This is a genomic window from Streptomyces sp. HP-A2021, from assembly GCF_022807935.1.
In the GTDB taxonomy this organism is placed as follows: domain Bacteria; phylum Actinomycetota; class Actinomycetes; order Streptomycetales; family Streptomycetaceae; genus Streptomyces; species Streptomyces afghaniensis.
The window spans coordinates 2,307,067-2,327,321 of the sequence record NZ_CP094344.1 but is presented as its reverse complement, the minus strand read 5'-3'; the positions used below and the strand labels follow the sequence as shown (position 1 = coordinate 2,327,321).

Genomic DNA, 20,255 nt, shown 5'->3' with positions numbered 1-20,255 from the left:
CTTTCAGGTGAGCGGCGCCGGTGGGGACGCCTTGGCTCCGAGTCTCCCCGAAAGTGAGGGAACCTCCTATGACTTATGTCCCTCTTACCGGGTGACCAGTGCATACGCGTTATGCCGAACCAGTGGGGCAAGTGATACTCCCGGGGCTGTTGAGGGAGTAGAGGGAAGATATGACACGGGGACCCGGGCGGGGCAGCCCGCCCGGGAGGAGAACTACCCTGCCCATCCGGCTGCACCGCCGACCGCTCCCGGAGTACCCTTCCTTGATCGTTGACAAGGGGAGTGCTCGGGGGAGCGGAAGGCGGTGCGCGGGTGGGCTCGGGAGGGCTGGAGCTGCCCCCTGGTGACGAGGGTCACGAGGGGACCTCCACAGACGTCCCGACCGGTGCCGTGTCCCTGGCACGGCCGATGGACGCGACCGGCTCGATCGGCCCGGAGCTGGACTGGGACGCCGACGCCTGGCGCGAGGTGCGCACCCGCGCCCAGCGGGCCGGCCGGGCCTACATCTGGCTGAACCTCGTCGAGCAGCGGTTGCGCGCGGTCGTCGCCGCCGTACTGCGCCCCGTGTACGAACCCGTCCACGGCGAGGACTGGGTCGTGGCCGCCGCCGGACCCGCCGGGCAGGAGTGGGTGCAGCGCGCGGTCGCCGTACGCGAGGTCAGCCGCCGCAAGGGCTATCTGCTCGACCCGGCCGACGACAACGTCCTGTCCTTCCTCACCCTGCCGCAGCTGCGCGAGCTGATGGTGCAGCACTGGCCCTGCTTCGAGCCCTACTTCGACGACCGCCGGGACGTCGAGCTCGCCCTGGACGAGCTGGAGGTCACCCGGAACGTCGTCTCCCGCAACCGGGCCCTGTCCGAGGCCGTCCTGAACCAGGCCGAGCGCGCCTCCGCCCGGCTGCTGGAGATGCTCGGCACGGGCGGTGACGTGCCCTCGGCGCGCCGGCTGCCCATCGACGCGGTCGAGGACCTGGTCGGCGACCGGTACGCCGACGTGGTCGCCGTCCATCCGGACCGGGTGCGGCTGATGCGTCAGTTCCCGGCCGAGGACATCTTCGGCGGGGCCCGCCGGCTCGACGCCATCGGCATAGGCCTCAACCTGCTCGTGCAGAACTTCTCCGGCCGCCGCCTGGTCCGGCTGGCGGAGTCCGGCTGCCGGGTGCGGCTGCTGTTCCTCAACCCGGCCTCCAGCGCGGTCAAGCGGCGCGAGCGCGAACTGGGCATCAAGCGCGGTGAGCTCAGCCGGGCCGTCGAGATGAACATCCTGCACATGCGCCGGGTGCGGGCCCGGCTGCGCGACCCGGGGGCCTTCGAGATCCAGGTCTTCGACGAAACACCCCGCTTCACGGCCTATCTGGTCGACGGCGACGGCGCGGACGGCATCGCGGTCGTGCAGAACTACCTGCGGCGGACCCGTGGGATGGAAGCGCCGGTGTTCGTGCTGCGCAACAGCGGCAAGGTGGTCAAGTCGGGCGAGATCGACGAAAGTGGCCTCTTCCCCACCTATCGCGAGGAGTTCGAGGTGATGTGGGCGGATTCACGACCGGTGTCGTGAACCGTCCCTCCTGGGCGCGTGGTTCGGCGCCCAAGCGGAACGCGGTCCTCTGATTGTCAGTGGTGCATGGGAAGGTGGAGACCACTGGGGGAACGCACCATAGAAGGGGGGCCGCCCATGGGCTGGCACCGGGAGCTGCTGATCGGCTTCGACCTGGAGACGACGGGCACGGATCCGCGCGAGGCACGCATCGTCACGGGAGCCGTGATCGAGGTCAGGGCCGGGGAGCCGATGGGGCGCCGGGAGTGGCTGGCCGACCCGGGGGTGCCGATCCCCGAGGACGCGGTGGCGGTCCACGGCATCAGCAGCGAGCGCGCGGCGGCCGAAGGCAGACCGGCCGACCAGGTGGCGGACGCCCTCGCCGACGTCCTCACCTCCTACTGGAAGACGGGCGTGCCGGTCGTCGCCTACAACGCGGCCTTCGACCTGTCCCTGCTCTCCGCCGAGCTGCGCCGCTACGGACTGCCGTCCCTGCGCGACCGCCTGGGCGGCGTGGACCCCGCCCCGGTCATCGACCCGTACACCATCGACCGCTGGGTCGACCGCTACCGCCGGGGCAAACGCAACCTCGAAGCGGTCTGCGCCGAGTACGGCGTCGTCCTCGACTCCGCCCACGACGCCATGGCCGACGCCCTCGCGGCGGCCCGCCTGGCCGGTGCGATAGCCGCCCGCCACCCCAAGATCGCGTCCCTCGGCCCGGCGGACCTCCACCGCCGCCAGATCGAGTGGTACGCGGAGTGGGCGGCGGACTTCCAGAACTTCCTGCGCGGCAAGGGCGACGCGACGGCCCTGGTGGACGGGGCATGGCCGTTGAGGGAGCCGGCGGACGCGTGAGCCACGCCCACCGTCACAAGTCCCGGCGCTCTCTCCGTCACCCCGGTTCGGGCGCCGCGATGCGTTCGATGCGGGGCTTGGCCAGTCGCTCGTAGTCGGCGCCCGAGATGAGGAGCGAGCGGTCGAGACGGGCCGCGTTGAAGTACAGCCTCGGCCGGGCCACGACGTCCGGGTCGGCGACCAGTTCGAGACCGGGGTCGAAGCTGAACGGCAGGACCGCCCCGGGGACGGCGCGGGCCAGGCGTTCGGCGGTTTCGGGGTCGCTGAAGCCGGCATAGCGGGCCGCGAACAGGGCCCTGACGGCGGCCAGGTCCACCCGCCGGTCCCCGGGGACGACCGCGAGGACGTGGCGTGTGGTGCGGCGGTCCACCTTGACCCGCAGCACGATGCATTTCGCGGCCTCGGAGGCCGGATGCCCGCGCAACGCGCAGACGGCTTCGGTGGCGCCTTCGGGCTCGTGGTCGATGAGGCGGTAGTCGACGGAGGCGGAGTCGAGCAGGGAGATCAGGTGGTGGTAGGTGTCGTGCCGGCCGGTGTCGTGCCGACTGGGGGCGTGATGGGTGCGGTCGGGCATGCGGAGTCCTTGTCGAGAGGGTGGGACGGGGGAGGCAGGGGCCCGGGGGTGCTTCGGTGCGCGCGTTCCACTGCCTGGCCCCAGTACGTACCGGCCACCATCAGGGCCGCCCCGAGGCCGGTGAGGGGCGTGAGGTGTTCGCCGCCGAGGGCGATGCCCACCGCGACGGCCCAGACCGGCTCGGTGCCCAGCAGCAGGCTGGCCCGGCTGGCGGAGGTGCGCTGCACGGCCCAGGTCTGGGCCAGGAAGGCGAACACACTGCAGAACAGGGCGAGATAGACCAGCTGGACCCAGGTCGCCGGGTCCGCGCGGACCAGCGCCGGCAGGCCGGGGGCGGCGACCGGCAGGAACAGGGCCGTGCCGACGAGGGTCTGCACCGTCGTCAGATGCAGGGGCCGGATCGCCCGCCCGGTGGTGAAGCGGCCGACGAGCGCGACATGCACGGCCCGGATCAGCGCGGCGCCGAGCATCAGCAGGTCGCCGAGGCGTGGCGCGTGGAAGCCGTTGCCGGACATCAGCAGCCCGACGGCCAGGACGCACACGCCGGTCGCGGCGAAGAAGGCGAAAGGCAGTGCGCCACGGCGTCCGCCACGGTCGAGGAGCGGGGTGAGGACGATGGTCAGACTGATGATGAGCCCGGCGTTGGCGGCGCTGGTGTGTGCGACGCCGTACGTCTCCACGACCAGGACCGCGGCCTGGGTCAGTCCCAGGGGCACCCCGGCCCGCAGCTCGTCACGCGTCCACCGGCGCGACCCGCGCCGTCGGGCGGCGACGACGCCCAGGCAGGCGACCGCGGAGAGGGCGTAGCGGGCGAACAGCACCAGCAGGACGGGGAGCGCGGCAGTGGCCGTCTGGGCGGACAGATAACTGGAACCCCAGACGAGCGCGACAAGGAGGAGTACCGCATCGGTACGGCGGACGTCGGACACGCGCCTACGGTGCACCGGAGACATCCATGAAGCCCAGTACCAGTCTCTAAAACGATCATTTAGCAGAGCTACATCGTCCCTACACTGAGGCGATGGACGAACGTCAGCTGCGGATCCTGCGGGAGCTCGGCGAACTGGGCAGCGTCACGGCGGTCGCCGAGGCGCTGCTGGTGACGCCGTCGGCGATCTCCCAGCAGCTGCGGCTGCTTCAGCGCGCGATCCCGGTGCCGCTCACCGAGCGTCAGGGGCGACGGCTGGTGCTCACCGACGCCGGGCAGGCGCTGGCGGGCGCGGCCGTGGAAGTGGAGACGGCACTGGCCCGCGCACGGCACACCGTCGAGGAGTTCGCGGGGGCCCCCGACGGCGAGGTGTCGGTGGCGGCGTTCCACAGCGCGGGCGCCGCGTTCTTCCCGCCGCTGCTGCGCGCGCTGACCGGTGCGGGTAAGCCGGTGCCGAGGCTGGCCGACGAGGACGTACCGCAGGAGGACTTCCCCCGGCTCACCCGGGAGTACGACGTGGTCCTGGCCCACCGCCTGGACCACGCCCCGCCATGGCCGGGCACGGTGGCCACGACGACGCTGCTGCGCGAGCCGCTGGACGTGGCCATGCCCGCCGGCCACCCCCTGGCCACCAAGCGCCGCGTCACCCCGCGCGACGTGGCCGACGAGCCGTGGATCACCGTGCATGAGGGGTTCCCCGTCCTGGCGACGATCGAGGCCATCGCCGCCGCGGCGGGCCGCAGGCTCCATCTCGCCCATCGCATCAACGAGTTCTCGGTGGTCGCCGAGGTCGTGGCCGCCGGGGGCGGTATCGCCCTGATGCCACGCTGGACCACGCGCCCGCATCCGGCGCTCGTGCTCCGGCCCCTCAGCGGAGCGCAGGCGCGACGCCACATCGACGCCCTGTACCGCCCCGAGCGCACGGCCCGCACAGCGGTCCGCACGGTCCTCACGGAGCTACGCCGAGCAGCCCGAAGCATCCAGGACAGCGGCGCGTAGCCCTCGAACCACAGACGCTCAGAACGGATACCACCGCACCGTCTCGTCCCCCTCCCGCAGCGAAGCCACCCGCCGCCGGAACTCCGCCAGCGCCTTGGGATTGCTCGGCGCATGCTGAGCCACCCACGCGCAACTGGCCGTCTCCCGGGCCCCACGCAGCACCGAGCACCCCTCCCACTCCCGCACATCCCAGCCGTACGCCTCGGTGAAGGAGTCGTACGCCTCGTCCGGGAGCCCGTACCGGTCGTGGGAGAGCGCCATCACCACCAGGTCGTGCTCGCGCAGGTCGGACGAGACCGTCTCCAGGTCGACCAGAACGGGACCCTCCGGCCCTACATGCACATTGCGCGGCAGCGCGTCCCCATGGATCGGCCCCGGTGGCAGATGAGGCGTCAGTGCCGCAGCCTCGGCGGCGAACCCGTCCCGCCGCTCCCGCAGATACGCCGCGTCCGCCGGATCGATCACGTCCCCCGCCAGCCGCAGCCAGCGCTCCACACCGCCCAGCAGATCGCGGGACGGCAGATCGAAGGAGGGCGCGGGCAGGGCGTGCACGACCCGTAGCAGTTCGGCCAAATCCCGCGGCTCGGCGGGCCGTATCGCATCGGGCAGCCGGTGCCAGACCGTCACCGGGTGCCCCTCGACCAGCAGGGGCTCGGGCTCGGCCGCCCGGACCGCCGGGACACCCGCCTCGGCAAGCCACAGCGCGATGTCCAGTTCGCGCCGCGCCCGGTCGAGGAGTTCGGCGTCGCGGCCCACCTTGACGACCAGGTCACCGGCGGCGAACACCGCGTTCTCGCCCAGCGCGAGCAACCGCGCCTCGCCCGCCGCACCGGGCAGCACGCCCGCCGCGGCCAGTACGTCCCGAGCCCGTGCCTCGTCCATCGTCCGCCTCCGTCGTCACGCTTTCCGCCGTCGTCCACGTCCTGTGCCGTCGGGTTCCGGCCATCCGCCGGTCAGTGTCGCATCGGCACAGGTCGGGCGGCGTGCGCGGTGCCTTGACGAGGCAGAACGCCTTCACGACCATGACCTGGCCGGCCGAGCCGTCAAAGGGGATGATTCCGTGACATCGGTGACCGAGGTTTCACCCCCTTCGCCACCGAGGGGACCTGCCGGGCACAAGCCCGGCAGGGGCCGGCCCCGGCGGGCCGTGGACCACGGTGCCTGGTTCCTGGTGCTGCCCGCCCTGCTCCCCATCCTCGTCCTCAGCGTCGGGCCGCTGCTGTACGGGATCCTGCTGGCCTTCACGGACGCCCAGTCGGGCCGTACCGAGCCGACCCAGTGGATCGGCGGCCTCAACTTCCGGGACCTGCTGCAGGACACGCTGTTCTGGGAGTCGTTCCGGATCGGGCTGGTGTGGGCGGTCGGGGTGACCGTGCCGCAGTTCCTGCTCGCGCTGGGACTCGCCCTGCTGCTCAACCAGGACCTGCGGCTGCGCTGGCTGGCCCGCGCCCTGGCGATCATCCCCTGGGCCATGCCCGAGGTCGTCGTCGGCATCATGTGGCGGCTCGTCTACAACCCGGACGCGGGCATCCTCAACGAGACCCTGCGCGACCTCGGCTTCGGCGGCGGCCGCGACTGGCTGAGCGGGCCGGCCACCGCGCTGCCGGCCGTGATCGTCGTCGGCGTCTGGGCGGGCATGCCGCAGACGACGGTCGCGCTGCTCGCCGGACTCCAGAACACCCCGCGCGAACTCCACGAGGCGGCGGCGGTCGACGGCGCGGGCGCCTGGCGCCGCTTCCGCACGGTCACCTGGCCCGCCCTCAGACCCATCGCCCTGGCCATCACCGCACTCAACCTCATCTGGAACTTCAACTCCTTCGCCCTGGTCTACGTCCTCACCAGCGGCGGTCCCGGCGGCCGGACCCGCCTGCCCATGCTCTTCGCGTACGAAGAGGCCTTCCGCTACGGGCAGTTCGGCTACGCGGCGGCGATGGGCTGCGTGATGGTGGCCGTGATCTCGATCGCCCTGGCCGTCTTCCTCGCCGGCCGCCTCAGGGGAGGTGACGACGCATGAGGACCAGCACACCGGCCCGCGTCGGCCAGTACACCGCGCTGCTCGCCTACCTCGTCTTCCTGGCCTTCCCGTTCCTCTGGCTGGTCTCCACCGCGTTCAAACCGCCGCGCGAGCTGGGCAGCCTGCACCCGACCTGGATCCCCGAGGACCCCACCCTCGCCAACTTCCGGCAGGCCTTCGACGAACAGCCGCTGCTGCACGCCGCCCTCAACTCCCTGCTCGCCGCGCTCGCAGCGGCGGTAGTCGCCGTACTGATCGCGACGCCCATGGCCTACGCCGTCGCCCGGCGCCGCACCCGGCTCGCGAAGGCGGTGACGGGCTGGGTGGTGGTCAGCCAGGCGTTCCCGTTCGTGCTGCTGATCATCCCGCTGTTCCTGGTGCTGAAGAACCTCCGCATGATCAACTCCGTGCCGGGGCTGGTGCTGGTGTACGTGGTGTGGGCGCTGCCGTTCGCCTTGTGGATGCTCGCCGAGTACGTCCGGGCGCTTCCGCCCGAGCTGGAGGAGGCCGCCGCGGTCGACGGGGCGGGCCGGGTGCGGACGCTGGTGTCGGTGACGGCTCCCCTGCTCGCGCCGGGCATCGTGGCGACCGCGCTGTTCGCGTTCATCACCGCGTGGAACGAGTTCTTCTTCGCGCTCGTGCTGCTGAAGACGCCGGAGAAGCAGACCCTTCCGGTGGTGCTCACCCACTTCATCGGCGCCGAGGGCGTCGCCGACCTCGGCCCGCTCGCGGCGGCGGCGTTCCTCGCGACGCTGCCCTCGCTGGTCGTCTTCGCGATCATCCAGCGGCGGATCACGGGCGGCATGCTCACCGGGGCGGTGAAGAGCTGATGCGCGCACGCCTGCTGGCCCTCGTCCTCCTGCTGCTGCTCGCCGGCTGCTCTTCCGGCGGCACCCGCGACGACGGCCGGATCACCCTGCGCTTCCAGTCCCTGGCCTGGCAGGAGGAGTCGGTCGAGGCCAACAAGGAACTGGTGAGGGAGTGGAACGCCACCCACCCGGGCGTCCGGGTCGAGTACGTCCAGGGCAGCTGGGACAGCGTCCACGACCAGCTCCTGACCGCCTTCGAGGGCGGCGAGGCGCCCGACATCATCCACGACGCCTCCGACGACCTCGCCGACTTCGCCCACGGCGGCTACCTCGCCGACCTCACCGATCTGCTGCCCGCCCGGCTGAAGTCGGACATCCCGCGGCGCAGTTGGGAGACCACCACCTTCGGCGACGGCATCTACGGTGTGCCGTTCCTCCAGGAACCGCGCGTGCTGATCGCCAACGCGAAGTGGCTCAAGCGGTCCGGCGTACGGATCCCGACCCCCGAGAAACCGTGGAGCTGGGCCGAGTTCCGCCGGATCACCGAACGGCTCAGCGGCCGGGGGAAGTACGGCATCGCCTGGCCCCTGAAGGAACCGGTCTCCGCCACGCTCAACCTCTCCCTGTCGGCGGGCGGGCAGCTCTTCCACCGCGGGGCCGACGGCAAGGTGACGGTCCGGTTCGAGGCGGCCGACCAGGTGGTGCCGCGCACCATCCACGCCCAGGCCGGCACCGACCGCAGCGCCTCACCCACGACCCTGGGCAGCGGCGGCTCCGACACCCTGCCCGGCTTCTTCGGCGGCAGGTACGCGATGGTCCCGCTCGGCTTCTCCTACCGCCAGCAGATCGTTCAGCAGGCCCCGAAGGGCTTCGCATGGCAGGTGCTGCCCGCCCCGGCCGGCGCCGGGGGACTCACCCAGGGCGTCAGCCCGCAGACGCTGTCCGTCGCCGAGGACTCCCCGCACAAGAAGGAGGCAGCCGCCTTCATCGACTTCCTGCTGCGGCCGCGGAACATGGTCCGCCTCGCCCTCGGCGACTGGATGCTGCCGACCGGCACCCGGGCGCTGCACGACCCGGCCCTGCGCACCCCCGAGCACGGCTGGTCCACGGGCACCGCGCTCGCCGCCCACCTGCGCCCGGCGCCCGCACAGACCGTACGGGGCTACCCCGAGTGGAAGGACAAGGTGGCGACCCCGGCCCTCCAGGAGTACTACAGCGGGGCCATCGGCATCCGTGAGCTGCGAAAACGCCTGGAGGAGGACGGCAACCTGGTGCTGGCGCGCTACCAGCGCTGAACCCCGGCGAAATCCCGTTGAGCGTCGTCACCGGCAGCGCCTAGCGTGTTGCCCGTGGGAATCAACGCGATCTGCATCTCCGGTCACGGCCGGGGCTGCCCGCACGCCGCACGCGTGCGCAGCGGCCCCGGAGCCCTGACCGGCCCGGGGAGCCACGCCCGCTGAGCCTCTGAGCCCGGCGTCTCATCTCTTCTGTCTCCTCTGTCTTCCGGTCGGGGCCTTCGGCTGCCCTCAATCCCTCACGGAAGACAAGGACCGCAGGCCATGGCCCGCCCCACCGCTGCCTCTCGCGCGCTCTCGCAGAACTTCCTCGCCGACCGCGCCACCGCCGAACGCTTCGCCCGGCTCGCCGCCCCGCGGGCCCGGCCGGTCCCGCTGCTGCTCGAAGTCGGCGCGGGCAAAGGCGCGTTGACCGCCCCGCTGGCGCGACGCTGCCGGGAGCTGCGCGCGTACGAGATCGACCCGCGGCTCGTGTCCGTGCTGCGCGGCCGCTTCTCCGGCACCCCGCAGGTGCGGGTCGTCGGCGGGGACTTCCTGGCCGCACACCCGCCGCGCACGCCCTTCTCGGTCGCCGGGAACGTGCCGTTCTCCCGCACCGCTGCCGTCGTCGACTGGTGCCTGCGCGCCCCCGCCCTCACCGACGCCACGCTGCTCACCCAGCTGGAGTACGCCCGTAAGCGCACCGGCGACTACGGCAGCTGGACGCTGCTGACGGTGCGGACCTGGCCCCGCTACGAGTGGCGGCTGCTGGGCCGCGTCGGCAGGCACTGCTTCCGGCCCGTGCCGCGCGTGGACGCCGGGGTGCTGCGCGTGGAGCGGCGTGAGCCCCCGCTGCTCGACGCCGCCGGGTACCGGAGCTGGCTCGATCTGGTGGAGCTGGGCTTCTGCGGAGCCGGCGGTTCACTGCGCGCGTCGCTGCGGCGGGCCCATCCGAGGCGGCGGGTGGACGCGGCGTTCCGGGCGGCACGCCTGGACCCGGGCGTACTGGTGGGCGAGGTGGCGCCGGAGCGGTGGCTGCGGCTGCACGCGGAGCTGACCCGCTGAACTCAAAATGGTTGCACGAGACGTCTCGTCTCGCGTACGGTCGGACGCATGACCAGTCGCGCTCATATCGCCATGTTCTCCATCGCCGCCCACGGCCACGTGAACCCGAGTCTGGAGGTCATCCGCGAGCTCGTGGCGCGCGGCCACCGTGTGACCTACGCGATCCCGCCGGCCTTCGCGGAGAAGGTCGCGGACACCGGTGCCGAGGTGAAGCCGTGGAACTCGACGCTGCCCTCGCCCGACGACGACCCGGAGGCCTGGGGGAGCACGCTGCTGGACAACGTGGAGCCGTTCCTCGACGACGCGATCCAGGCCCTCCCGCAGCTGATCGAGGCGTACGAGGGTGACGAGCCGGACCTCGTGCTGTACGACATCAGCTCGTACCCGGCTCGCGTGCTCGCCCACCGCTGGGGCGTCCCGGCGGTCTCCCTGTCGCCGAACATCGTCGCCTGGGAGGGGTACATGGAGGAGGTCTGGGAGCCGATGTGGGCGGAGCCCAGGCAGACCGAGCGCGGCCGCGCCTACTACGCCCGCTTCCAGGCCTGGCTGGGGGAGAACGGGATCACCTGGCACCCCGACCGGTTCGCCGCCGATCCCGCTCGCTCCGTCGTCCTGATCCCCAGGGTGCTCCAGCCGAACGCGGACCGGGTCGACGCGACCGTGCACACGTTCGTCGGGGCCTGCCAGGGCGACCGCACCGCCGAGGGCGACTGGCAGCGCCCGGCGGGGGCCGAGAAGGTCGCGCTCGTCTCGCTCGGCTCCGCCTTCACCAAGCAGCCCGGGTTCTACCGCGAGTGCGTCAGGGCGTTCGGTGACCTGCCCGGCTGGCACCTGGTGCTCCAGATCGGCAACCACGTCGACCCCGCCGAGCTCGGTGAGGTCCCCGCGAACGTCGAAGTGCGCTCTTGGGTACCGCAGTTGGCGATCCTGAAGCAGGCCGACCTGTTCGTCACGCACGCCGGGGCGGGCGGCAGCCAGGAGGGGCTGGCCACGGCCACGCCGATGATCGCCGTACCGCAGGCGGTGGACCAGTTCGGCAACGCGGAGATGCTCCAGGGCCTCGGTGTCGCCCGGTACCTCCCGACGGAGGAGGCGACTGCCGAGGCCCTGCGCGAGACGGCCCTCGCCCTCGTCGACGACCCGGAGGTCGCCCGCCGCCTCAAGGAGATCCAGGCGGAGCTGGCCCAGGAGGGCGGCACCCGGCGCGCGGCCGACCTCATCGAGGCCGAACTGCACACGCGCCAGGGGTAGTCGGGGCGGCCGTCGCCCGCCGGTCCGTCACACCGTGACGGCCTGGCGGGTGAGGGTGATGCGGGCGTGGTCGAGAGCGGCGTCCATGCGCGCCGCCTGGCCCTTGGTGAACATGAACATCGCGGCGTCGTCCGTGTAGTCCATGTAGTTCATGAACATGTCGCCGTTCGGTCCGTTGCCGCACGACACATGGGGGAAGTCGGGTGAACCCATGTTCGGCCCGCCCTGGTTGGGGGTGTCCGAGACGAAGTCGCTGCCGCTGCACCCCTCGTCGTCGTCGCCCCAGATGTGCCGCAGGTTCAGCCAGTGCCCGATCTCGTGCACGGCGGTGCGGCCGCCGTCGAAGGGCGCGGTGGCGGTGCCGGTGGTCCCGAAGCCGGTGTGCGTGACGACCACTCCGTCCGTGGAGGCGGCGCCGCCCGGGAACTGGGCGTAGCCCAGCAGTCCGCGGCGCAACTGGCAGACCCACAGGTTCAGGTAGACGTCCGCGGGCCAGGCGTCGTGACCGCCGCTCAGGCTGAACTTGACCAGGTCGTCCGTGTCCCAGGCCGGAGTCGAGGTCGGGGTCCGCGTGATGCCGTCCGTGGGGCGGCCCAGTGGGTCGGTCCGGGCGAGGTGGAACTGGATGCGCGCGTCGGCCACGAGCTCCTGCCAGGCCTCGGGAACCCTGCCGACGTCCGGGTTGCTCGCGCGGAAGTCCTGGTTGAGCACCTCGATCTGACTGTGGATCTGGGCGTCGCTGACGTTCTGCTCGGGGGTGTTGTGCACGACGTGCACGACGACGGGGATGTCGACGAGGCTCTGCCGGGCGGTGGCCGTCTCCAAGTGCTCGTAGGTGAACGCGGCGTTCTCGATCTGCGCCCGGTTCTCGGCGTACTCGGGGTTCAGGCTGAGGAGTCTGCGGTGCACCTCCATGGCACCGCACCAGCGGCTGTAGTCGGCGGAGGTGACGCGATGGTAGGACTGCGCATCGGACATGTCTGTCCCTCGGGGGAGCTGGGGGTGTGCCGCGCGTTCGCGGCTGCGGAAGGGCGCGTGTGACACGCGCTGGGGGGCCGGGCGGCGCCGTCGGAGCGGTCGGTTGCCCGTTCCCTCCGAACCCATACACTGGTAATCCTAGCCACTCAGGTACAAAACCGGCAATTTGGACGGCTATGGGTGAGCGAGGTGGCCCGAATCATGAGTGAGCCCCCATCGGGCCTGTTCCGCTCGTGGGTCCATTCCTACGAGGAGGACCACGACGACGTACGGGTGTACCGGCCGGACGACCACCCCTTCCCGCCGGCGCGCGGGCGGCGCGGTATGGAGTTCGCGCCCGACGGCGCGTACGTGGACCATCCACTGGGACGCGGTGACGCTCCCGGCGCCGTGCCCGGCCGCTGGCGGCTCGTGTCGGACCGTCACATCGCGCTCACCTTCGGCGGCGCCCGCCCGGACCGGGAGCTGGAAATCCTGCGCTGCGACGAGGACGTACTGCACGTGCGGCGGCTCACCGGCTGAAGGGCCCGCCGGTTCCCCCGGAACCGGCGGGCCCTGTACACGGCCACGGGGAGCGATCAGACCTTGACGGGCTCGCCCTCGTCGTCCCGCGCCGCCCCTCCCGCGACCGCCTGCGGCGTCTCGTCGTGCGTGAGGTCGGGCAGCCGGTTCAGCCACTTGGGCAGGTACCAGTTGCGCTCCCCGAGCAGCGCCATCACCGCCGGCAGCAGCACGCCCCGGATGATCGTCGCATCGATGAGCACCGCGGCCGCGAGGCCGACGCCCATCTGCTTCATGGACTGCATGGACAGCGTCCCGAAGATCGCGAACACGGCGACCATGATCACCGCGGCACTGGTGACGACCCCGGCCGTGGTGACCACGCCGTGCCGGATCGCGTCCTTCGTCGCCATACCCCGCAGCCGCGCCTCGCGGATCCGGGAGACCACGAACACGTGGTAGTCCATCGACAGGCCGAACAGGATGACGAAGAGGAACAGCGGCAGCCAGGTGATGATCGCGCCGACGCCCTCCGCCCCCACCAGCGAGGCACCCCAGCCGTGCTGGAAGACCGCAACGAGGATGCCGTAGGCCGCGCCCACCGACAGCAGGTTCAGCACGATCGACGTCAGCGCGACGGTCAGCGAGCGGAACGACAGCAGCATCAGCGCGAAGGCGAAGACCACGACGAACGCGAAGACCGGGACGACGGCTCCCGCCAACTGGTCGTTGAAGTCCTTCGAACCCGCGACCTGCCCGGTGATCGGGGCCTCGACGCCGTCGACCTTGCCCAGCGTGGCGGGCCGCACGTCGTCGCGCAGCTTGTCCAGGCTCGCGCCCGCCTTGTCGAGGTCGGAGCCGCCGACCAGCGGGACGGACACGACCGCGAGGTTCTGCGCGTCGTGCAGCTCGATCTCCACCGGGCCGCGCGAGGCACCCGAACCGACCGCCCGCTCACGGAAGTCGGCCAGCGCCGACCGCACCTCGGGCGCGTTGATGTCGTCCGCCTTGACGACCACCTGGGCCGGGTCCGAGCCGCCCGGGAAGGCCTCGTTGAGCCGGTTGTACGTCTGTACGATCGGCAGCGAGTCGCCGAACTCCTGGTCCAGCGTGAGGTTCTGGGTCTTCATGCCGACCGCGGGAGCCGCGATGGCGAGCAGCGCTCCGGTCGCCACCGTGACGGACACGACCGGCTTGGCCAGCACCCGCCGCAGCACGACCGTCCAGAACCGGCTCTCCCCGTTGCCGCCCTTCCCGCGCCGGCGCAGGAACGGGATACGGCCCTTCTCCACGCGCTCGCCCAGCAGCGACAGCAGCGCGGGCAGCACGGTCACGGACCCCACCATGGCCACGGCCACCACGATCAGCGAGGCCAGGCCCATCGCCTCGAACTCGGCGAGCCCGGTGAACAGCATGCCCGCCATGGCCACGCACACCGTGACGCCGGAGACCACGATCGCGCGGCCACTGGTCGCGGCGGCGATCCGCAGCGCCGTCTGCGCGTCCCGGCCCGCGGCGCGCTCCTCCCGCTCGCGGCGCAGATAGAACAGGCAGTAGTCGACACCGACGGCCAGACCGACGAGCAGCATCACGGAGTTCGCCGCGTCCGTCATCGGCACCGCGTGGCTGACCACCCCCATCAGGCCCATCGTCGCCATGATCGCGGTGAGCGCCAGCGCCACCGGCAGCAGCGCCGCCACCAGCGCACCGAAGGCGATGAGCAGAATGCCGAACGCCACCGGCACCGCGGAGTACTCGGCCTTCTTGAAGTCGTCCCCGAACGCGTCGGCGAACGTCTTCATCATGCTGGCGCCGCCGATCTCCTCGATCCGCAGCGACCCGTGGTCCTCCTGGACGCCCTCCACGGCCTTCAGCACCGGCTCGACCCGCTCACCGGCGGTGTCCGGCTCGCCGCGCATGTCGAACTGCACGAGCGCGCTGCGCCCGTCCTTCGAGATGGTCTTCGTGTCGTACGGCGAGGTCACGTGGGTGACGCGGCCGGTCCCCTCGACGGCCCGGACCACGTCCGTGACAGCGTCCCGGAACTCGGCGTCGGTGGCCTTCGGACCGGAGCCCCTGGCCTGTATCAGCACGGTCTCGCCGGCCGGTTCGTCGATGCCGGCGTCCTCGATGATCTTCGCGGCGGTGTGCGTCTCCCCCTTCAGCTGGTCGCTGTCCTTGACGTCGACCCGGCCCGCCGTCGAACCGAGCCCCGTCGCCAGGACGACGAACAGCACCCAGATCCCGACGGCAGCCCATCGGTGCCGGGCGCTCCAGCCGCCGGCCCGGGCGGCCAGGCCCCGCACCCGTGCTTCTCCGTTCCCCATGACGGGCTTGCCCCCCTCGTGATGCGGGGGCGGCCCCCTGCCGACCCCTTTCGTATCGAAGGTATGGGCCGGATAAAGCCGCCACGTCGTGCTGCCCGGCGAAGTCGCGGGGCAGGACCTCATCCCCATGGCCCGCGTTCTCTCCCCACTGAGGAGGACGGCGACGGGCGGTGGCCCCTTACACATATCGGGACCCGAAGGGTGACATACCGGTCTCCTCGGGTGTGTGGATCCTGAGCAGAAGGTTGTGCCTCACAGTGACCGGTGAGTAATTTACGGGGCTCGGGCAGTCGCCCACCGGCCGTCGTGCCCACCCCCACGGGGCACGACGGCCGCCTTATGGTGAGCGGATGACGACGACGTACGCGGCACTGTTGCGCGGGATCAACGTGGGCGGCAGCAGAAAGGTCCCGATGGCGGACCTGCGCACACTCCTGACAGGCCTCGGCCACGAGGACGTACGGACGTACCTCCAGAGCGGCCAGGCCGTGTTCGCCTCCGGCCACGGTGACGAGGAGTCGCTGGCCGCCGAGATCGGGCACGCCGTCGAGAAGCACTTCGGTTTCGGCGTCGACGTGATCGTGCGCGATCACGCCTATCTGAAGGCGATCGCCGACGCCTGCCCGTTCCCGGCCGCCGACCTGGAACCCAAGCAGCTCCACGTCACCTACTTCTCCGCCCCCGTGACCCCCGAGCGCTTCGCGGAGATCGACGAATCCGCCTACCTCCCCGAGGAGTTCCGCCTGGGAGACCGCGCCCTGTACCTGTACGCCCCGAACGGCCTGGGCCGCTCCAAGCTGGCCGAACACCTCTCGAAGCCGCGCATCAACAAGGGCGTCATCGCCACGACCCGCAACTGGAACACCGTCGTCAAGCTGGTGGAGCTCACGGGTGCCTGAACACGACCCGGCCGTCGAGGCCGCCGTCGAGGGCGAGTTGGCGCTGCTCGACCCGGACGTGCGCCGCTCGCCCGAACGGGTCGGGGCGCTGCTGCACCCCGACTTCCACGAGTTCGGCGCCTCCGGGCGGCACTGGAGCCGGGCCGCCATCATGGCCGCCCTGGCCGAGACCACCGACCTCGAGTCGCCGCCCGTCGTCACCTCCCAGGTGCGCGGCGTACGGCTGGCCCCCGATCTCGTCCACCTCACCTTCGACACCGAGTACGACGGCAGACACGCCCACCGCAGTTCGCTGTGGCGGCGGACCGAGGACGGATGGCTGCTGTACTTCCACCAGGCGACGCCGTTCAGCGAGCGGCAGGAGTGACCTTCCGGTCGCCGAGGCAGGGCGGGTACGACGTGATCCCGGCCGGGACGGTCCCTTGGCCGACGACCCCGGACGTTTGGCCGAAACACCCCCGCACGAACCGGGGCCTTGGCACGGTAGGACCATGACGAGCACCGATGACCAGGCGACTCCATCCGGTCGTACGACGGCCGTCCAGGCCATGCGCGGCGCGGCGGCCCAGCTTGCCGAACTGCTCGGCACGGCCCCCGACTCCGTCACCGCCGTCCGCCTGACGCCCGATGGCTGGACGGCCGACGTGGAGGTCGTGGAACTGGAGCGGGTCCCCGACACCATGACCATCATGGCGACCTACCAGGTCACCCTCGACCCGGAGGGCCGGCTCCTGGGCTACGAACGGGTGCGCCGGTACGCCCGCGGCCAACTCGACCGAGGCCGCTGACGCGCCTCCTGCTGCTCTCGACTCCCCTCCGCGGGACCCGTTTTCGGTGTCTGCGTGAACACGCCCGCCGCCACCCCCGTACCTACGGGCGGCACGAGAACGAGTCTCGCGAGAGGAATCGCACCGTGACCGTCATGACGCACACCGGCGGGACGCAACCCGCCACCACCTCCAGCGGCTCGGGGACCGGCGGCCTCTTCGACATCCTGGAACTGATCCTGGACCGCGGACTCGTGATCGACGTGTTCGTCCGTGTCTCCCTGGTCGGCATCGAGATCCTGAAGATCGACATACGGATCGTCATCGCGAGCGTCGACACCTACCTCCGGTTCGCCGAGGCCTGCAACCGCCTCGACCTCGAGTCCGGCCGCAAGGCCCCCGACAAGCTCACCGACATAGTCGGCAACCTCGTCGAGAGCGGCGCCCGGGGCAAGACCAGCGGAGCGATCGGCGGTGCCATCGACGCGATCGGCGACATCTTCGACCGCGACGACAAGGACGGCAGGGAGGAAGAGCGGTGAGCGGTGTCTACGTCTACGCCGTCACCCGCTCCGACCACCCCCTGCGGCTCGACGGCCTGCGCACCGTCGGCGGGACCGACGACCCCCCGCGCGTGGTCGTCCACGGCCCGCTCGCCGCCGTGGTCAGCGCCGCACCCCCCGACCTGCGTCCCAAACGGCGCGACCTCGCCGCCCACCAGGAACTCCAGGAACGGCTCATGGCCGACGGCTCGGTCCTGCCCATGCGGTTCGGCCTGCTCGCCCCCGACGACACCGCCGTCAGGACGGCCCTGGAGGAGCAGGGCCAGGCCTACGCCCGAAGGCTCGGCGAACTGCACGGCACCGCAGAGTTCAACCTCAAGGCCGCTCGCGACCAGGACGACCTGCTGCGCGAGGTGCTCGACGCGTCCGAGGAGGCCCGCCGGCTCAACCGGTGCACCCGCGACGGCACCGGCAGCTACGAGGACCGGCTCGCCCTCGGCGAACTGGTCGCCCGGCAGGTCGACGCCCGGCAGCGGCGGCAGGCCGAGGAGATCGTCGGACGGCTGTCCGGACTCGCCAGATCCAGCGTCGTGGCGGACCCGGCCAAGGACGACTTCCTCAACGTGTCGTTCCTCGTCGAACGCGCCCGCGCCGAGGAGTTCACCACGGCCGGCCGGCGCCTGGCCCAGGACTACGGCGCCGCCTACGACTTCCGGCTGCGCGGCCCCCTGCCCCCCTACAGCTTCGCCGCCTGACATGGGTCTGCTCACCGGCATCCTCACCCTCCCGCTCGCGCCCCTGCGCACCACCCTCTGGGCCGCCGAGCAGCTCCAGGCAGCCGCCGAGGCGCAGTACTACGACCCGGCCCCCGTCCGGCAGGCCCTCGTCGACCTGGAACGGGCCCTGCTGGAGGGTCGCGTCGACGAGGACGAGTACGACCGCCGCGAGGACGAACTGCTGGACCGACTCGACGAGATCACCGCCCGGAGACGAGCCCTGCGACCATGACCCATCCGGCAACAGGCGGACTCACCGGGCCGCCCCGCCTTCCCTCCCCCTACGACCACGGGCCCGGCGCCCAGAGCGCCAACCTCGCCGACATCCTCGAACGCGTCCTCGACAAGGGCGTGGTCATCGCCGGCGACATCCGGATCAACCTGCTCGACATCGAACTGCTCACCATCAAGCTGCGCCTGCTCGTCGCGTCCGTCGACAAGGCGAAGGAGATGGGCATCGACTGGTGGGAACACGATCCCTCCCTCTCCTCCCGCGCCGCCCGCCCCGAGCGGTCCCTGGCCGACGAGAACGAACGACTGCGCGCCGAGATCGCCGCCCTCAAGGCGGCCGACAGGAGGCCGGAGCCATGACCGACCCGACCGACCCGAACGTCGTCTACGTCTACGCGGTCCTGCGCCGCACCCCCGAGGCCGCCGCGGCGGTGACGGCCGTGCGCGGCGTCGCCGGCGACCCGATCCACCTCGTGGCGCCCGTCGACCCCACCTCCCGGCTGGCCTTCGCCGTCGGCCACGTCCCGGCCGCCGTCTACGACGAGGCGCCCCTCAAGGCCCACCTCGACGACCTGGACTGGATGGAGTCCACGGTCCGCTCCCACCACGCCGTGGTCGCCGCGCTCGTCGCGAGCGGCACCGCCGTCCTGCCCCTGCGCCTGGCCACCGTCTACCCCGACGAGGACCGCGCCCGGCAGGCCCTCGACACCCGCCGCGCGTACTTCCTGTCCCTCCTGGACCGCCTGACCGGCCACGTCGAACTCGGCGTCAAGATCTACGCAACACCCGACATCACACCACCCGAGCCGGACTCCGGCACCGGACCGGAAACGCCCACCGGCCTCGGCGTCGGCCGCGCCTACCTGTCGATCCGCCGCCGCAGACAGCGCAGAAACGAGGAAGCCTGGCGTACGGTCGCACAGGCCGCCGCACACCTCACGCGGACGGCCGGCACCCTCGCCGTCGACCGCGTCGCACACACCCCGCAACGCGGAAGCCTCGCGGGACCGGCCCCCGGCACCAACGTCGGCAACGACGCCTACCTCGTCCCCGCCGACCGCGTTGACGCCTTCCGCGCCGCCCTACTGGCGGCCGCCGAGGGCGTCCCCGGCCTCCGCGTCGAGGTCACCGGCCCGTGGGCCCCCTACTCCTTCGCACTCCAGCCGGAGCCGGAACCTGCCGCGTGAGGGCCCGTCGGGGCCCCTGCCCTGATGGCCGCTTCTCCCTCAGGCACTCGCAGCCGCCAACGCCGGCACCCGAGCCGCCTCGTACCGCTCCAGCACCACCCGGGCCACCTCCGGCGCCGGCCCCAGTACGTCCGCCAGAACGTCCGCCTGAGCCGCGCCCCGCGCGATGCGGTCCGGGAGGAAGCCGGGAGCGAGGACGTAGGGGGCGACCGCCACCCGGGCGCAGCCGAGGGCCCGGAGTTCCCGGACGGCGTCCTCCGTGCGGGGGAGAGATGCGGAGGCGAACGCAGGCCGCACGGCGCACCAACCGGTGTGCCGCCACTCCCGCGCGATTTCTGCGATCACTGCGATCGCCTCCGGGTCGGTGGACCCCGCCGAGGCCAGCACGACCCCGGTCGAGGACTTGTCGGCGGGGGACAGGCCCGCCTCGTGCAGGCGGCGCTCCAGGGCGGAGAGCAACAGGGGCGACGGGCCCAGGACCTCCGCCTGGCGGATACGGAGCTGTGGGGGTGCATCCGCGAGGACCGCCGGGATGTCCGCCTTCGCGTGGAACGCCCGGGTCAGCAGGAGGGGGAGGGCCACGACGTCCCGGACACCCTGGACCGCCAGGGACTCCAGCACCCCCTGCACCGAGGGCACGTTGAAGTCCAGGAAGCCCGTTTCCACACGTACGTCGGGGCGCAGGGAGCGGACCCGGCGTACCAGGGCATGCACCGTCGCGGCGTGCCGCGGGTCGCGGCTGCCGTGCGCGATGACGAGGAGGACAGGCTTGTTGATCACGGGT

At 71.8% G+C, this 20,255-nt stretch carries 22 protein-coding genes and 1 pseudogene; 17 read left to right on the top strand and 6 right to left on the bottom strand.

Annotated elements, in window-relative coordinates; genetic code table 11:
- Positions 1-282 precede the first annotated feature (282 nt).
- Positions 283-1,554: an SAV2148 family HEPN domain-containing protein gene (locus MQE23_RS10710; RefSeq protein WP_243382574.1), complete on the top strand. Its 1,272-nt coding sequence runs from the start codon at positions 283-285 to the stop codon at positions 1,552-1,554.
- Between the two features lie 117 nt (positions 1,555-1,671).
- Entirely contained in the window at positions 1,672-2,388 is a 717-nt protein-coding gene (locus tag MQE23_RS10705) for a 3'-5' exonuclease (protein ID WP_020277749.1), read from the top strand.
- A 37-nt stretch (positions 2,389-2,425) separates the two neighbouring features.
- On the opposite strand, the gene MQE23_RS10700 is transcribed toward MQE23_RS10705, so the two are convergent.
- The gene (locus MQE23_RS10700) at positions 2,426-2,962 is read right to left on the bottom strand and encodes a YbaK/EbsC family protein (protein ID WP_243378999.1); all 537 of its coding nucleotides are present in this window, start codon (positions 2,960-2,962) and stop codon (positions 2,426-2,428) included.
- Positions 2,893-3,891 carry a DMT family transporter gene (locus tag MQE23_RS10695; RefSeq protein WP_243378998.1) on the bottom strand — a complete coding sequence of 333 codons (999 nt, stop codon included), beginning with the start codon at positions 3,889-3,891 and terminating at the stop codon, positions 2,893-2,895. The genes MQE23_RS10700 and MQE23_RS10695 overlap by 70 nt, the downstream gene beginning before the upstream one ends.
- Before the next feature lie 92 nt (positions 3,892-3,983).
- Between MQE23_RS10695 and MQE23_RS10690 the strand changes: the two genes are divergently transcribed.
- Complete coding sequence (locus MQE23_RS10690) at positions 3,984-4,889, top strand: LysR family transcriptional regulator (RefSeq protein WP_020277752.1); 906 nt, start codon at positions 3,984-3,986, stop codon at positions 4,887-4,889.
- Between the two features lie 18 nt (positions 4,890-4,907).
- Here the strand turns inward: MQE23_RS10690 and MQE23_RS10685 are convergent, their stop codons facing one another.
- Positions 4,908-5,771, bottom strand: coding sequence for an aminoglycoside phosphotransferase family protein (locus tag MQE23_RS10685; protein ID WP_243378996.1), 864 nt, complete (start codon positions 5,769-5,771; stop codon positions 4,908-4,910).
- A 265-nt stretch (positions 5,772-6,036) separates the two neighbouring features.
- Here MQE23_RS10685 and MQE23_RS10680 point away from each other — a divergent pair, with 265 nt between their 5' ends.
- The 5 genes and pseudogenes from MQE23_RS10680 (at position 6,037) to mgt (ending at position 11,302) form a co-directional block, all read left to right on the top strand.
- Positions 6,037-6,903 (top strand): sugar ABC transporter permease, encoded by an 867-nt coding sequence (locus tag MQE23_RS10680; RefSeq protein WP_020277754.1) that lies wholly within the window; start codon positions 6,037-6,039, stop codon positions 6,901-6,903.
- Positions 6,900-7,733: a carbohydrate ABC transporter permease gene (locus tag MQE23_RS10675; protein WP_243378995.1), complete on the top strand. Its 834-nt coding sequence runs from the start codon at positions 6,900-6,902 to the stop codon at positions 7,731-7,733. Before MQE23_RS10680 ends, MQE23_RS10675 begins: the two co-directional genes overlap by 4 nt.
- On the top strand, positions 7,733-9,007 hold the full coding sequence (locus MQE23_RS10670; RefSeq protein ID WP_020277756.1) for a sugar ABC transporter substrate-binding protein: 1,275 nt from the start codon (positions 7,733-7,735) through the stop codon (positions 9,005-9,007). The genes MQE23_RS10675 and MQE23_RS10670 overlap by 1 nt, the downstream gene beginning before the upstream one ends.
- Before the next feature lie 264 nt (positions 9,008-9,271).
- The gene (gene erm, locus MQE23_RS10665) at positions 9,272-10,051 is read left to right on the top strand and encodes an ErmE/ErmH/ErmO/ErmR family 23S rRNA (adenine(2058)-N(6))-methyltransferase (protein ID WP_243378993.1); all 780 of its coding nucleotides are present in this window, start codon (positions 9,272-9,274) and stop codon (positions 10,049-10,051) included.
- Positions 10,048-11,302: pseudogene (gene mgt / locus MQE23_RS10660) on the top strand (macrolide-inactivating glycosyltransferase). The gene erm and the pseudogene mgt overlap by 4 nt, the downstream one beginning before the upstream one ends.
- 27 nt (positions 11,303-11,329) lie before the next feature.
- Here the strand turns inward: mgt and MQE23_RS10655 are convergent.
- A complete protein-coding gene (locus MQE23_RS10655; protein WP_243378992.1) occupies positions 11,330-12,280 on the bottom strand; it encodes a zinc metalloprotease in 951 nt (316 codons plus the stop codon).
- Positions 12,281-12,481: 201 nt separating this feature from the next.
- On the opposite strand from MQE23_RS10655, the gene MQE23_RS10650 reads away from it, so the two are divergent.
- Entirely contained in the window at positions 12,482-12,802 is a 321-nt protein-coding gene (locus tag MQE23_RS10650; protein ID WP_243378990.1) for a hypothetical protein, read from the top strand.
- A gap of 56 nt (positions 12,803-12,858) precedes the next feature.
- Here the strand turns inward: MQE23_RS10650 and MQE23_RS10645 are convergent, their stop codons facing one another.
- Positions 12,859-15,108, bottom strand: coding sequence for an MMPL family transporter (locus MQE23_RS10645; RefSeq protein WP_243378989.1), 2,250 nt, complete (start codon positions 15,106-15,108; stop codon positions 12,859-12,861).
- Positions 15,109-15,458: 350 nt separating this feature from the next.
- Here MQE23_RS10645 and MQE23_RS10640 point away from each other — a divergent pair, with 350 nt between their 5' ends.
- The 8 genes from MQE23_RS10640 to MQE23_RS10605 all read left to right on the top strand — a co-directional run bounded on the left by MQE23_RS10640 (position 15,459) and on the right by MQE23_RS10605 (position 19,471).
- Positions 15,459-16,007: a DUF1697 domain-containing protein gene (locus MQE23_RS10640; protein WP_020277763.1), complete on the top strand. Its 549-nt coding sequence runs from the start codon at positions 15,459-15,461 to the stop codon at positions 16,005-16,007.
- Positions 16,000-16,374 (top strand): nuclear transport factor 2 family protein, encoded by a 375-nt coding sequence (locus tag MQE23_RS10635; protein WP_020277764.1) that lies wholly within the window; start codon positions 16,000-16,002, stop codon positions 16,372-16,374. Before MQE23_RS10640 ends, MQE23_RS10635 begins: the two co-directional genes overlap by 8 nt.
- A 124-nt stretch (positions 16,375-16,498) precedes the next feature.
- Complete coding sequence (locus MQE23_RS10630) at positions 16,499-16,795, top strand: gas vesicle protein (RefSeq protein ID WP_243378988.1); 297 nt, start codon at positions 16,499-16,501, stop codon at positions 16,793-16,795.
- A 134-nt stretch (positions 16,796-16,929) separates the two neighbouring features.
- Positions 16,930-17,316 (top strand): gas vesicle protein GvpJ, encoded by a 387-nt coding sequence (gene gvpJ / locus MQE23_RS10625; protein ID WP_243382571.1) that lies wholly within the window; start codon positions 16,930-16,932, stop codon positions 17,314-17,316.
- On the top strand, positions 17,313-18,032 hold the full coding sequence (locus MQE23_RS10620; RefSeq protein WP_020277767.1) for a GvpL/GvpF family gas vesicle protein: 720 nt from the start codon (positions 17,313-17,315) through the stop codon (positions 18,030-18,032). The genes gvpJ and MQE23_RS10620 overlap by 4 nt, the downstream gene beginning before the upstream one ends.
- A 1-nt stretch (position 18,033) precedes the next feature.
- The gene (locus MQE23_RS10615) at positions 18,034-18,285 is read left to right on the top strand and encodes a gas vesicle protein GvpG (RefSeq protein WP_020277768.1); all 252 of its coding nucleotides are present in this window, start codon (positions 18,034-18,036) and stop codon (positions 18,283-18,285) included.
- On the top strand, positions 18,282-18,644 hold the full coding sequence (locus MQE23_RS10610; RefSeq protein ID WP_020277769.1) for a gas vesicle protein: 363 nt from the start codon (positions 18,282-18,284) through the stop codon (positions 18,642-18,644). The genes MQE23_RS10615 and MQE23_RS10610 overlap by 4 nt, the downstream gene beginning before the upstream one ends.
- Positions 18,641-19,471, top strand: a complete 831-nt coding sequence (locus tag MQE23_RS10605) for a GvpL/GvpF family gas vesicle protein (protein ID WP_243378986.1) — start codon at positions 18,641-18,643, stop codon at positions 19,469-19,471. The genes MQE23_RS10610 and MQE23_RS10605 overlap by 4 nt, the downstream gene beginning before the upstream one ends.
- 39 nt (positions 19,472-19,510) lie before the next feature.
- Here MQE23_RS10605 and MQE23_RS10600 read toward each other — a convergent pair whose 3' ends face one another.
- The gene (locus MQE23_RS10600) at positions 19,511-20,251 is read right to left on the bottom strand and encodes a sirohydrochlorin chelatase (protein ID WP_243378984.1); all 741 of its coding nucleotides are present in this window, start codon (positions 20,249-20,251) and stop codon (positions 19,511-19,513) included.
- Positions 20,252-20,255: the final 4 nt, after the last annotated feature.

Excerpts from the sequence above, each read along its gene's own strand:
- MQE23_RS10705 (WP_020277749.1), top strand. The coding sequence starts at position 1,672 with ATGGGCTGGCACCGGGAGCTGCTGATCGGCTTCGACCTGGAGACGACG.
- MQE23_RS10700 (WP_243378999.1), bottom strand. The coding sequence starts at position 2,962 with ATGCCCGACCGCACCCATCACGCCCCCAGTCGGCACGACACCGGCCGG.
- MQE23_RS10690 (WP_020277752.1), top strand. The coding sequence starts at position 3,984 with ATGGACGAACGTCAGCTGCGGATCCTGCGGGAGCTCGGCGAACTGGGC.
- MQE23_RS10685 (WP_243378996.1), bottom strand. The coding sequence starts at position 5,771 with ATGGACGAGGCACGGGCTCGGGACGTACTGGCCGCGGCGGGCGTGCTG.
- MQE23_RS10675 (WP_243378995.1), top strand. The coding sequence starts at position 6,900 with ATGAGGACCAGCACACCGGCCCGCGTCGGCCAGTACACCGCGCTGCTC.
- MQE23_RS10670 (WP_020277756.1), top strand. The coding sequence starts at position 7,733 with ATGCGCGCACGCCTGCTGGCCCTCGTCCTCCTGCTGCTGCTCGCCGGC.
- erm (WP_243378993.1), top strand. The coding sequence starts at position 9,272 with ATGGCCCGCCCCACCGCTGCCTCTCGCGCGCTCTCGCAGAACTTCCTC.
- MQE23_RS10655 (WP_243378992.1), bottom strand. The coding sequence starts at position 12,280 with ATGTCCGATGCGCAGTCCTACCATCGCGTCACCTCCGCCGACTACAGC.
- MQE23_RS10650 (WP_243378990.1), top strand. The coding sequence starts at position 12,482 with ATGAGTGAGCCCCCATCGGGCCTGTTCCGCTCGTGGGTCCATTCCTAC.
- MQE23_RS10645 (WP_243378989.1), bottom strand. The coding sequence starts at position 15,108 with ATGGGGAACGGAGAAGCACGGGTGCGGGGCCTGGCCGCCCGGGCCGGC.
- MQE23_RS10640 (WP_020277763.1), top strand. The coding sequence starts at position 15,459 with ATGACGACGACGTACGCGGCACTGTTGCGCGGGATCAACGTGGGCGGC.
- MQE23_RS10630 (WP_243378988.1), top strand. The coding sequence starts at position 16,499 with ATGACGAGCACCGATGACCAGGCGACTCCATCCGGTCGTACGACGGCC.
- gvpJ (WP_243382571.1), top strand. The coding sequence starts at position 16,930 with ATGACGCACACCGGCGGGACGCAACCCGCCACCACCTCCAGCGGCTCG.
- MQE23_RS10615 (WP_020277768.1), top strand. The coding sequence starts at position 18,034 with ATGGGTCTGCTCACCGGCATCCTCACCCTCCCGCTCGCGCCCCTGCGC.
- MQE23_RS10610 (WP_020277769.1), top strand. The coding sequence starts at position 18,282 with ATGACCCATCCGGCAACAGGCGGACTCACCGGGCCGCCCCGCCTTCCC.
- MQE23_RS10605 (WP_243378986.1), top strand. The coding sequence starts at position 18,641 with ATGACCGACCCGACCGACCCGAACGTCGTCTACGTCTACGCGGTCCTG.